Source organism: Gluconacetobacter sp. (assembly GCF_047721585.1).
Classification (GTDB): domain Bacteria; phylum Pseudomonadota; class Alphaproteobacteria; order Acetobacterales; family Acetobacteraceae; genus Gluconacetobacter; species Gluconacetobacter dulcium.
Map to the genome: position 1 here is coordinate 1 of NZ_JBDNXE010000123.1, position 11605 is coordinate 11605.

Genomic DNA, 11605 nt, shown 5'->3' on the forward strand with positions numbered 1-11605 from the left:
GGGCCCCCCCTCACCGCCAACGGGGGGGGCCCCCCAATGGGTCGATACCACCGCGGCACACAAACACCCTCGCGGGGGGGCGGGGGGGGGGGGGGGGCCACGCCGCCCGGCCGATCCCCCCCGATGCTGTTTCGTCGCGTAAGCACGCACTGATCCAGGTCCATGATGGCGCCCAGGCGTTTCGCGCCCGGACGGCGGATGGCAGGCGGCGGCCCGCCCTCTTCCGGGGCATCCGCGACGACAAGCCGCATCGGAGGTCGTAAGTGAAATGCCTGCTCCCGAAACAGGTTCCGCCCGACCTGGGGCCGAACAGAAGCGCACCGTCGCCCTGACCCATCCGGACCGGCTATACTGGCCCGATGCCGGCATCACCAAGGACGGTCTGGCCGACTACTACGCCGCCATATGGCCACGCATCGCGCCGTTCATCGTCGATCGTCCGCTGGCGCTGCTGCGCTGCCCGGAAGGCATCGACGGGCCGCGTTTCTTCCAGAAGAACGCCTGGAAGGGCATGAACGCCCACATCCGGACATTGGACGATCCGGCCACCGACACGGTAGAGCATCTGATCGGCATCGACGATCTCGACGGCCTCATGGGTCTGGTGCAGTCGGCGGCGCTGGAAATCCACCCCTGGGGCGCGGCCTGCCGCGACTGGGAGCGGCCGGACCAACTGGTCATGGATCTCGACCCCGGCGAGGGCGTGGCCTGGGAACGGGTCATCGACGCCGCGCGCGACGTGCGCGAGCATCTGGAGGCATCCGGCCTCACGCCCTTCGTCAAGACCTCCGGCGGAAAGGGGCTGCATGTCGTGGCGCCTCTGAAACCCGAGGCGGATTGGGAAAAGGTGAAGGCGTTCTCCCGAACGCTCGCCCAGACAATGGCCGCCGACCGTCCGGACCGCTACATCGCGACGATCACCAAAGCGAAGCGCCACGGGAAGATCCTGCTCGACTACCTGCGCAACCAGCGGGGCGCGACCTCCGTCGCGCCATACTCGACCCGCGCCCGCGCCGGCGCCCCGGTCTCGATGCCCCTGTCCTGGGATGAACTGGGGCAGATTACCGGATCGGCGCAGTTCACGGTCAACAATGCCTTTACGCGGCTTACCGCGCGCCGCGCCGACCCATGGGCGGCATTCCACACAGCGCGCCGCCCGATCCAGCCCTGACGGCGACATGTTATCCCTTTTCGCGGAAGATTTATGGCTCGCCCTGCGGGCACCCGGACTGAGCCTGCGTGCCAAATCTGCTATTGACCGGCATTCTTCCTGCGGGTCTCAGCCGCTTTTTTCGCCGATGCCGCGCGTTCTTCCGGCGAGCGTTCAGCGGCCGCCGCGCCTCCCAGCCTGCCGCCCTTGCGGGAAGGTTCATGGGTTACGGCGTGCCCCCTGCCGGAACCGCTCTTCTTGCCGCCACCGATCTCCTTGTTGACGGTGGCCCACGCCCGGCGTTCGGCTTCTTCCTCGCTGACGCCACGCTGCTCGTAGCTCTGCTCGATATGCTCGGCCTGTCTCTTCTGCTTGTCCGTGTAGGCGGACTTGTCGCCGCGCGGCATAGTCGATGCTCCCGGTCCCCAGAGTGAACGCGGCCTCATGTTCTTTGCAGGCCCGCGACCGCATCCGATGACAAGGCCGGACAGCGAGAAAAGTTCTCCGGGCTGCAAACGAAGGAACGCGTTTCCTATGGGCCGGCAGCGCAGGGAGTGGAATATCCCGATAGTGGGCCGCCATTCTGCCACCATCAATGAAAAACGAATATCCGATAGGTAAAAATTTCCATTGATATCATCCGATAAAGGAAAAATTATATCTTATATGTCCTTGTTTGATGTTCAATCTGACGATTCCGGCTCGCTATTTTATGTCGGCATGATGAATAAATAGAAAATATATATATTATATCGGCAAGGATATTACGGAAAACAGCTTTTACCGGATATAAGTTTGGAACCTCTCCTCATGCCATGCGTAGCAACAGGACGATGTCGGGCGTGGCGGTCGATCCCCTGGAGCGGCGATCCCGGCGCCCTGTCTGCAATGACGACGAGGAGAGAGATCATGACCACCAAGGGAAAGAAGCCGGGCGCGGCGCCGAAGAAAATTTCCGACTCGGCCGGGGCCGGCGAGGTGACGAAGGGAGCCGGCGGCGAGACGCATCAGGTCGCCGGCGGCGACGTGGCGACGCTGACGACAGCGCAGGGCGCGCCGGTCGCCGACGACCAGAACACGCTACGTTACGGCGCCCGAGGCCCCGCGTTGATGGAAGATTTCCATTTTCGCGAGAAGATCTTCCATTTCGACCATGAACGTATCCCCGAGCGTGTGGTCCATGCCCGTGGTTACGGCGCGCATGGTTATTTCGAACTGACCGACAGCCTGGCGGACGTAACGCGCGCGGATATCTTCCAGCGCGTCGGCGAGCGCACGCCGGCCTTCGTGCGGTTTTCGACCGTCGCGGGCGCCAAGGGCTCGTTCGACCTGGCGCGTGACGTGCGTGGCTTCGCGGTCAAGCTCTATACGCAGGAAGGCAACTGGGACCTCGTTGGTAACAATATCCCGGTCTTCTTCATCCAGGATGCGATCAAGTTTCCGGACATGGTCCATGCGGTCAAGCCGGCACCGGATCGTGATTTTCCGCAGGCTCAGTCGGCCCACGACAATTTCTGGGACTTCATATCGCTGACGCCGGAAAGCCTGCACATGATCATGTGGGTCATGTCGGACCGCGCCATTCCGCGCTCCTTCCGCTTCATGGAAGGGTTCGCCGTGCATACGTTCCGCCTGCTCGACGCGCAGGGTCGCTCGACCTTCGTGAAATTCCACTGGAAACCCAAGCTGCGCCTGCAATCGGTGGTCTGGAACGAGGCGGTCAAGATCAACGGCGCCGACCCCGATTTTCACCGCCGCGATCTGTGGAACGCCATCACCAGCGGCGATTTCCCGGAATGGGAGCTCGGGGTTCAGCTTTTCGACGAGGCTTTCGCCGAGAAATTCGCGTTCGACGTGCTCGACCCCACCAAACTGATCCCGGAAGAAGACGTGCCGGTACGGATCGTCGGCCGGCTGGTGCTCAATCGCGTGGTCGATAATTTCTTCGCCGAGACCGAGCAGGTGGCCTTCTGCACCCAGAACGTGCCGCCGGGCATTGATTTCTCGAACGATCCGCTGCTCCAGGGGCGCAATTTTTCCTATCTCGATACCCAGATCAAGCGATTGGGCAGCCCCAATTTCACCCATATCCCCATCAACGCGCCCAAATGCCCGATGGCCCATTTCCAGCAGGACGGGCACATGGCGATGCGCAACCCGATCGGCCGTGCCAATTACGAACCCAATAGCTGGGGCGAAGCCGGCGGCCCGCGCGAAGACCCGGTGCGCGGCTTCCGCAGTTTCGCGGCGGAGGAAACCGGCCCCAAGGTCCGCCTCCGGCCCGAGAGCTTCGCCGACCATTACAGCCAGGCGCGGCAATTCGTGATCAGCCAGACGCCGATCGAACAGAAACATATCGGCGACGCCATCACCTTCGAACTCAGCAAGGTCGAGCGAGCGGATATCCGCGCCCGCGTCGTCTCGCACCTGCGCCATATCGACGAGAACCTGGCGGCAACGGTCGCCAACGGGTTGGGCTTGCCGCTGCCCGAACCGGCGAAGGCGGCCCGTCCCGTCATCGCCGACCTGCCTCCCTCGAACGCACTGAGCATCGTCAGGAACGGTCCCCACAGCTTCGCCGGCCGCAAATTCGGCATCCTTTTGACCGATGGGGCGGACGCCGGCCTGTTCGATGCCTTGGTCACGGCGGCGGAAAAGGAAAAGGCCATCTATGAAATCGTCGCGCCGAAGATTGGCGGCGTGACTCTCTCCGACGGCAGGGCTCTGCCGGCACAGCAGAAGATCGACGGCGGCCCCTCCGTGCTGTTCGACGCGGTGGCGGTGATCATTTCGGCGGACGGGGCGACGCGGCTCGCGGGCGATGCGGCGGCCAGGGATTTCGTGACCGACGCCTTCGCCCATTGCAAATTCATCGGCTACGCCGCGGAAGCGATCGCGCTGTTCGCGAAAGCTGGCCTGGCCGATGATCTCGACGATGGCTGCATGGTTCTGAAGACGGATGCCGACGTGGACGGCTTCGTGACGGCATGCCATGCGCTTCGCTTCTGGGACCGCGAAGCGAAGGTCGATCTCGACGCCGGAGCGTGATGGTCCTGCCCGGTGGGGCTCTCGCCGTCACGCGGCCGGCCTATGCCCTCGCCATACCGGCCCGCGACGAGGAAGGGCACATTCTTCCGTGCACGGCGGAGGCCCTGCAAAGGGCCGAGGCAGCGGATCTCTTCATCACGGCCGTGACGGCGCAGCCCGGCGTCCGAGCCGCCGTCAGGATGACGAAAGACCGATACCGGCTCGATCTTCTGAGGCGCGGCCTATCGCCGCCAGCATACGCCGCCGGATCAGGCCGCTGACCGGGCGGATCAACACCAATATGGCGCAAGGCGGCGCCTGACCCTGACCCTGGCGGTGACGCAGAAGACGCGCGTCACCGCCACCAGCCGGCGCCGATGGCCCGACCGGGGAGACAGGGAAAAAACGCGTAAAGAACAGCTCCCGCAGGTTCATCGTTTCGGAGGACGATACCCACCGCAGCTACACCTTCCAGGCGTCACGCCGGGCAGTTTCGTCCCGGCGGCCGCCCGATCGGGAAGCCGTTCAACGGCTTTCCTTCAACGCTCTTTCCACACGCTCACGGCGCCGATGCCCGTCTTCAGCAGGTCCGCCGCCCGTTCGGGGGTATCGGCTTCGACATAGACGCGCAGTTCCGGTGCGTTGCCCGAGGGGCGCAGATGGATGATCTCGTTATTGGCGAACGTCATGCGCAACCCGTCCGTCTGGTCGACATGGGCCAGATCTTCGGCAGTTTCGATGAAGCCCAGTCCCATCGCGCCCTCGGCCGGGTTCCGGCTGAGCCTCTCGATTTCCGCCAGGCTCTGCGCGGTCGGCATGTTCACCAGCCGATCGCTGAGCGTGAAGCGTGGCGGCAGGGTGGCGACGAGGGCGGCAAGGCTGGTATTCGCCCGGCGGGCGGCGACCAGGGCGCACAGCATCGGCAGCACGGAATCGCGCGTGGGCAGGGCGTCCAGCGTCCGGCCGTCCTGCGCAATGTCGGTGGCCAGCAGAAAGCCACCATTGGCTTCATAGCCCACGGAGGGCGTCACCCCGGCCTCGGCTGCTTCGGTCATGGCGGCGACGACGAAAGGCGAGCCGATGCGCGTGCGCCGGACATCGCGTGCGAAGCCGCTTTTCTCCAGCGCCGTATTGCTGCTGACCGGGGTGGTCACGGCCGCCGCACCGAGGAAGCGCGCGGCCAGAATGCCCAGCACGTCGCCCCGCAGCCAGTTGCCCTGCGCGTCGGCCAGCAGCGGCCGGTCGGAATCCCCATCGGTCGTCAGGATGGCATCCAGCTTGCCGTCCGCCGCCCATTCACGGGCCAGCACGGCATCCTCGGGGCGCACGGCCTCGGTATCGACGGGGATGAAACTCGTCGAACGGCCCAGCGGCACGGCCGTTCCGCCCAGGGCCTCGACGATCAGCATCAGCACATCGCGCCCGACGGCGGAGTGCTGATAGACCCCCAGTCGCAGTCCGGCCAGCGCGTCAGGGCCGAAGAACGCGCGATAGCGCGCGACATAGCCCGGCACGACATCCGTCAGGTCGGGCAGGTCGACGGATGCGACCAGCACGCCATCGGCATCGAACCAGCCTTCGGGCAGCACCACATCCTGTGTCCGCATGGCCGCTTCGTCGGATTTGAGGAATTCGCCACGCGCGCGGTTGAACTTGATGCCGTTGCGGTCGGCGGGGATATGGCTGCCGGTGACCATCAGCGACGGATAGCCCTGCGCGAAGGCATGCAGGCACAGGGCGGGGGTGGGCACATAACCGCAGAAGACCGGCTTGCCCTGCATATGCGCGATGGCGGCCACGCAGGCCCGCAGGATGCGCGGCGTACTGGGGCGCAGGTCGCCCGCCACCGCGACGGGCGTTCCGGGGGCGAATTCGCCAAGCGTGGCAAGATGCCGGAGATAGCCGACCGTATAGGCGAAGCAGACCGCGTCCGTCATCGCGGTGACCAGCCCACGGGCGCCACTGGTGCCAAAGGCCACTCCGGACTGTTCCATCCATTCGGCTATTTTCATGCGGCATTCTCTCAAAAAACGACGATCCAGACGGGCGTCTGGGCATCCATTTTCGGCAAACGTATGGCGCAGGCCCCGTTTCCCTTCATCAATGGCCTTTCTGTACCATCAGGGGGAAAGAGCGTCCATTCCCTGCGCCGGCAGCAGGCGGCTCGGCCAGCCGATGCGGACAAGCAGGTCGTCCGGACCATTGAGGGCGAATTCGTACATGCCCCATTCGGTATGGCGGGGCGCCTGCACCGGGCCGAGAACGGCGCCCCCCGCCGCCTGGGCGAGTTGGTCGACATGGGGCGTGGACAGATAGACGCCGAACGGGTTTCGGCCGGGTACCACCCATCCGGGCACGGCGGGCTGGAGGTGAATCGCGGCACCTTCCCGGTTGGACAGGATGCGATAATCCCCATCCCCGTCGGCCGGCCCGAAAAACCCCAGCCTGTTCCACCAGCGTTCGGCCGCGTCGATGTCGTTGCAGGGAATGATTGCGCTGATGCGGCAGTCAGGCGGCGTGTCCATTACGATTCTTCCGATTCGCTTGCGGGGGGTGGCGGGTTGAGTGCCTGGGCGGCAACGTACCCGGCGGTCACGCTTGCCATGCCCAGTGTGATGGAGAGCACGATATTCAGCGCCGCCCGCCCCGGCGCCCCACCGCGCAGCAGGTCCAGCGTCTGGAGCGTGAATGATGAAAAGGTGGTGTACCCCCCGCAGATGCCGACCATGAACATCAGTCGGGCGGTATCCGACACCTGGAAGCGCGCATTGCCCAGCGTCAGCGTGCCGAAGAACGCGATGGCGAACGATCCGGACATGTTGATCAGGATCGTACCCCAGGGGAGGGTCTGGCTGATGCGCGCGGTCGCCAGACCAATCCAGTAGCGCATCAGGGTTCCGCACGCGCCGGCAAGGGCGATGCCAAGGGTCGTCAACAGGTTGGAGGTCATGCCGTAAGGTCTTCGATGCCGTGATGACAGGTAAGGATGGGCAGCGTGGCGTGCGCGAGCAGGTCGCGCGTAGGGCCGCCGAACAGCCATTCGACAAAGCGCGCGTGGGTATAGGCGCCCATCATCAGCAGGTCGCCCCCGGCCGCCAGCGCATGCGCGCGGATCTCCTCGCCGAGCCTGTCACGCGGGGCGACGAACCGGTCGATCGTGACCGGAATACCGCGCGCGATCAATTCACCGGCCAACTTCGGTGGCGCTTCGGACGTATCGTGTTCCGCGCCGATCACGAAGGTGACGTGCCCGGCCGTGTTCAGAAGCGGCCGGGCCGTATCCAGTACCCGGTCGAGGGCGGGCGAGGGATGCCACGCGACGACCGGGCGCTGGCCGATGGTGGGGTAAGCCTGCAAGGGGGCGATCAGAACCAGCGCCCCGGCATCGTACAGGGCACCGGCCAGGGCCTGCCCGATATCGTCCCGATCCCCGGCGCAGGGGCGACTGATGACCACCAGATCGGCATTCCGCGCTTCCTGGGCCACGATCCTTCGGGTATCGCCCGCGATCTCGATCCAACGCGCCTGGACGACCGCCGGGTGGGTGGCCGCCCCGATCCATGTCCGGGCGATGCCATGCAGCCGCTCCGCGCGCAAGGCGACCTGCCGGATGAAGGCGCTACGCCGGGCAGGCGTCGGAATTCCTTCGTCGGGTGCCAGGAAGGCCGGATCGGTCGCGCGCTTGGGATGAAGCAGCCGGATCTCCTGCCCGCCCTGCCGCCGGGCCAGTTCGCCTGCGGCCTGAAGCGTGAACAGGGCCGTTTCCGGCCGGTCCAGAATGGCAAGTATCCGCATCGCCGCCCCCTCAGTGCTTCCAGCGTAGGACGAGACGTATCATCCCATGGCGGAAGCGGGCGCGCGTTCCGGAACGTGCGTAGGGGCGAGCAGAGTGCATGAACAGATTCCTCCCATCATGCCCTTTCGGGCCGGGTAGGAATCATCAGCCTCGACGGCGAGGCGGTTCGACCCGTATCGGGTCAGGCAGAACCCATGGCCGGCCCCGATCTGGCCACGGGTACCCCCGGTCTGTCACGGGCGCGGCTGGCGGGGCGCTACCGCCAGCCGCACAGGTCAGAAACGCTGCTCGATACCGGTCAGGATGGTCCGCCGCAGACCGTATTGCGGCGCGCCCACACCGATGCCGGTGCCGCTGCGCAATTCGTAACGCTTGTCGAACAGGTTGATCACGTCCAGCCGCAACTGCGTGCGCTTCAGGAACGGGATATGAAACAGGTCCTGGAACGACTGCACGGCCGAGAGGTTGAAGGTCTCATATTGCGGGATGACGCCCCCATTGGGAATGTCGCTGTCCTGCCGCAGGCCGCTGCCATAGACCATGGTCGCGGACAGGCGCAACGGATGGCCGGTGCGATAGAACGCCGTGTAGCTGGCCCCGGCCGATGCCGTCCATCGCTGGTCGTGGTCCAGATGGATCCACCGGTGCTGGATATAGGCCAGATCGTCCGGACTGAAATTCCACTGAGCGGTGGTGATGTCCTTGCCGATCGCCCGCGACCACGCGAAATTGCCATAGACGCTGAAAGGACCGTGTTCGTAATTGGTGGCGAATTCATAGCCATGCACCTGCCCGCGCCGGTAATTGAAGGCGGACAGGATGATCGGCGATCCGAACTGCCCCTCGTCGATCAGGTTCTTCGCCAGCTTGACATAGGCATCGAACGACGCATGCCAGCCGGGCAGGATTTCCTGGGCGAAGCCGGCGTCGAAATAGTGATCGCGTTCCGCCTTGACGGTGGTGTCCTGCAAGGTCCCCGGCGCCGCGGAAGTGTTGGCGAATTTGTTCAATGACGTCCCACCCACCAGTTCGAACGGCGGCGGGGTGTAATAGCGTGAATAGCCGGCATGGAACGTGCCGCCATGCCAGGGTTGATAGACGATGTTGATGCGCGGACTGACCTGCTTGGAATGGGTATATTCATCGACCCCGTCGAAACGCAGGCCGTAATTGATGGTCAGGTTGCGCACCGGACGCCACTCGTCCTGGGCATACAGACCGTACATCCAGCCGGTGCGGCCATTGCCGTCATGGATCGCGAGCGTCTGGTCGCCGAACTCCGCGTTACCGTCGTCATCGACGCCGGTCTGCGGATAGACGGTCGAATCCGTCTTGGAAATATTGCGTTCGACATAGACCTGATAACCGAAGCGCACGGTATGCTGTGCATTGGCACGCCAAGTCACGTCGGTCTGCGAACCCGACGAGAAGACCGATCGCTGGGCGCGCTGGGCAATGCCGTTATAGACCAGATCGCCCAGCGGGTCCGGCGAATAGCCCAGCGAACTATAGCGGACGATGGCGGAACTCTGCAGGCTGACCGTGCCCATATCCTTCTGTAGCGACAGGATCCCGAAATCCGTGATCTGCTTCTGGCGCTCGTTCAGGCTGGCACTATCGACGCTGCCATAAAGAGTCTGCGACAGCGCGCTGTCCAGAAAGGACGGATTGGCAAACTGCCTCTGCTGACCGGGGTTGTTCGGAAGCTGGTATTCGGCGTTCGACACGCCGGCCGTCAGGCTGACGCGCGTGTTCTCGTCCGCCGTATAGCGCAGATGGCCCAGGAAATGGTACTGGTTCGTCAGATCATGCAGGGCATTGAAATCGGGTGTCGGGTTTTCGATCCCCACCCGGTCATGCACGAAATCGGCGGTGGCGAAATAATCCCATTTCCCCGCATGGCCGCCATATTGCAGCGACGGGAAGAAGTAATCGCGCGCGCCGCCATAGATCGACACGGACCCACCCGGATCGGCGCTGCCGGTCTTGGTCGTGATGTCGATGACGCCCGCTTGCAGAAAGCCATATTCGCTGGGCAGCGCGCCGGTCGTCAGCGACATCGAATGGGCGAAGCGCGTCATCAGCGCCTGGCCGAACACACTCATGCCCTCGGGTAGTTCCACGCCATCGAGGCGAAACTGCACTTCGTTATGGTCGCCGCGGATATGGATCTGGCCGTAGCTGTCCTGCGCCACGCCGGGGGCTTGCAACAGCACGGTATTCAGCGGCGCGTTGTCGCCGCCGGGGATGGTTTCGATATCGCGCCGCGTGAAACGATAGATCGTGGCGCCGGTCGAGGGTTGAAGGGCCGCGCGCGTCACGTCCAGATGCGCGTTGACCACGATATGTTCCTCGGTGGTCGCTTCCACGCTCCCGTCAGGCAGCACACGGTCGGTAGAGCGCGTGAAAGACGACCGGGACGACGTGTCCTGCTGCGCGGCCGTATCTGTGGCCGTATCTGTGGCCGTGGCCGTGGCCGTGGCCGGGGTCGCGGCGGAAGCGGGCGGGGAGGGATCGGCGGTCTGGGCACGGACGGCCTGCGGAAGGGCAAGTGCGGTTCCCGCAAGCAAAATAGCGGCCATGCGAAGCGCGGGTCGAGGTGAACTCATTCAGGGCGATCCTGTTCGTATGAAGGCCCTGACCCTATATATGGTACGTTATAATGTTTCAATCGGTAGCGACATGAAGAGCGGAGCGCCGCAAGATATGTTGTATCCCTGCAACAGAAACCCGTCCGTCCGGCGAGGGGACAATGCTCAAGCAGGCTACCGGGCTGTGCGGTAATGATGAGTGACGAAGGCATCCGCGTTTACGCGACTGTCGGTCGGGTGATCCTGCGGCAATTATCCGCGAGGACCACCAGGGATCATTCTGTTGCGCCTTTTGCGAGGCCCCGGAGGTGCAATCGAGAGCAGCCCATGAGGTTTTTGATGATGCTGAAGACCGGCTCGACGGTCTGCGTGCGTAACCGTAGAGGGTTCATAGGGTTCTTGCCGGTTTCTGTCGCAGCCTGGCCTGCATATTCAGGCCGGTGATCCGATGCGGTGCTGGCGGTCAGTCCGCTGGACGTTGAACTCAGAGTTCACGCAACACGCAGCCCAGTCCGGATGATAGCGGCCCGGAGACCTTGCCATTATGCCGTGAAGCGCCGGACACGTCACCTGAACGCCGCGGGAGCCACAAGAGGCGACCCTGTCTCGCGCCAGTCTGAAGGCCGCATACTACCCTGAAGATCACTGGACGGTGCGAATGCCGAGGCCCTCGTAAGTGCGTGTCGCGGGGCTATCCCGTCGCCTACATCTCAATCGGGACGCCGTTCGGAAGAGCCAAGAGCTCTTCTGGAGACAATGTTTGCCCCACATGTGAAGCGCCCCACCTCGCCGGTGGGAGCCACTGAGGTCGGCGACAATCCGCGTCAGGCGTCAACCATAGAAGCAATTTGTTCTACTAAAAGAAGGAAAAAGAACACTTCCTAATATGGTAATTCTAAACAAAGAAAAAAAGAAATATTTAAGATATGGCAATGTATATAATGGTAAGCTGGAATGGTAGTTTTTGATACCATTCCAAGCCGAGCGCCGGATTGTTTCGGCATGAATGCAGCGAGCCGACTCATAATCGGTGGTTTTTGA

The 11605-nt window shown here is 63.7% G+C and carries 10 protein-coding genes and 1 riboswitch; of the genes, 3 read left to right on the forward strand and 7 right to left on the reverse strand.

What is annotated here, in order from left to right:
• The first annotated feature begins 268 nt into the window (after positions 1 to 268).
• Complete coding sequence (ligD, locus tag ABF821_RS17055) at positions 269 to 1171, forward strand: non-homologous end-joining DNA ligase (protein WP_415530898.1); 903 nt, start codon at positions 269 to 271, stop codon at positions 1169 to 1171.
• Positions 1172 to 1251: 80 nt separating this feature from the next.
• Here ligD and ABF821_RS17060 read toward each other — a convergent pair whose 3' ends face one another.
• Entirely contained in the window at positions 1252 to 1557 is a 306-nt protein-coding gene (locus tag ABF821_RS17060; protein ID WP_415530900.1) for a plasmid stabilization protein, read from the reverse strand.
• Positions 1558 to 2059: 502 nt separating this feature from the next.
• Between ABF821_RS17060 and ABF821_RS17065 the strand changes: the two genes are divergently transcribed.
• Both ABF821_RS17065 and ABF821_RS17070 read left to right on the forward strand, forming a co-directional pair.
• Positions 2060 to 4198, forward strand: a complete 2139-nt coding sequence (locus tag ABF821_RS17065) for a catalase (protein WP_415530901.1) — start codon at positions 2060 to 2062, stop codon at positions 4196 to 4198.
• On the forward strand, positions 4198 to 4458 hold the full coding sequence (locus tag ABF821_RS17070) for a hypothetical protein (protein ID WP_415530902.1): 261 nt from the start codon (positions 4198 to 4200) through the stop codon (positions 4456 to 4458). Before ABF821_RS17065 ends, ABF821_RS17070 begins: the two co-directional genes overlap by 1 nt.
• 258 nt (positions 4459 to 4716) lie before the next feature.
• On the opposite strand, the gene ABF821_RS17075 is transcribed toward ABF821_RS17070, so the two are convergent.
• From ABF821_RS17075 to ABF821_RS17100, 6 genes are all read right to left on the reverse strand, one after another.
• Positions 4717 to 6171 carry a phosphomannomutase gene (locus ABF821_RS17075; RefSeq protein WP_415530908.1) on the reverse strand — a complete coding sequence of 485 codons (1455 nt, stop codon included), beginning with the start codon at positions 6169 to 6171 and terminating at the stop codon, positions 4717 to 4719.
• A 126-nt stretch (positions 6172 to 6297) separates the two neighbouring features.
• On the reverse strand, positions 6298 to 6702 hold the full coding sequence (locus ABF821_RS17080; protein WP_415530903.1) for a hypothetical protein: 405 nt from the start codon (positions 6700 to 6702) through the stop codon (positions 6298 to 6300).
• Positions 6702 to 7127 (reverse strand): CrcB family protein, encoded by a 426-nt coding sequence (locus ABF821_RS17085; RefSeq protein ID WP_182975597.1) that lies wholly within the window; start codon positions 7125 to 7127, stop codon positions 6702 to 6704. The genes ABF821_RS17080 and ABF821_RS17085 overlap by 1 nt, the downstream gene beginning before the upstream one ends.
• Entirely contained in the window at positions 7124 to 7972 is an 849-nt protein-coding gene (locus tag ABF821_RS17090; RefSeq protein WP_415530905.1) for a universal stress protein, read from the reverse strand. Before ABF821_RS17090 ends, ABF821_RS17085 begins: the two co-directional genes overlap by 4 nt.
• A gap of 129 nt (positions 7973 to 8101) precedes the next feature.
• Positions 8102 to 8182, reverse strand: a riboswitch (Fluoride riboswitch).
• A 66-nt stretch (positions 8183 to 8248) separates the two neighbouring features.
• Positions 8249 to 10582 (reverse strand): TonB-dependent receptor, encoded by a 2334-nt coding sequence (locus ABF821_RS17095; RefSeq protein WP_415530906.1) that lies wholly within the window; start codon positions 10580 to 10582, stop codon positions 8249 to 8251.
• Positions 10583 to 11395: 813 nt separating this feature from the next.
• On the reverse strand, positions 11396 to 11605 hold a 210-nt coding region (locus ABF821_RS17100; RefSeq protein WP_415530907.1), incomplete at its 5' end, for a hypothetical protein.

What these genes read in the sequence shown, in the direction of transcription:
- ligD (WP_415530898.1), top strand. Translation starts at nt 269, where the DNA reads ATGCCTGCTCCCGAAACAGGTTCCGCCCGACCTGGGGCCGAACAGAAG.
- ABF821_RS17075 (WP_415530908.1), bottom strand. Translation starts at nt 6,171, where the DNA reads ATGGAACAGTCCGGAGTGGCCTTTGGCACCAGTGGCGCCCGTGGGCTG.
- ABF821_RS17070 (WP_415530902.1), top strand. Translation starts at nt 4,198, where the DNA reads ATGGTCCTGCCCGGTGGGGCTCTCGCCGTCACGCGGCCGGCCTATGCC.
- ABF821_RS17095 (WP_415530906.1), bottom strand. Translation starts at nt 10,582, where the DNA reads ATGAGTTCACCTCGACCCGCGCTTCGCATGGCCGCTATTTTGCTTGCG.
- ABF821_RS17065 (WP_415530901.1), top strand. Translation starts at nt 2,060, where the DNA reads ATGACCACCAAGGGAAAGAAGCCGGGCGCGGCGCCGAAGAAAATTTCC.
- ABF821_RS17090 (WP_415530905.1), bottom strand. Translation starts at nt 7,972, where the DNA reads ATGCGGATACTTGCCATTCTGGACCGGCCGGAAACGGCCCTGTTCACG.
- ABF821_RS17060 (WP_415530900.1), bottom strand. Translation starts at nt 1,557, where the DNA reads ATGCCGCGCGGCGACAAGTCCGCCTACACGGACAAGCAGAAGAGACAG.
- ABF821_RS17085 (WP_182975597.1), bottom strand. Translation starts at nt 7,127, where the DNA reads ATGACCTCCAACCTGTTGACGACCCTTGGCATCGCCCTTGCCGGCGCG.
- ABF821_RS17080 (WP_415530903.1), bottom strand. Translation starts at nt 6,702, where the DNA reads ATGGACACGCCGCCTGACTGCCGCATCAGCGCAATCATTCCCTGCAAC.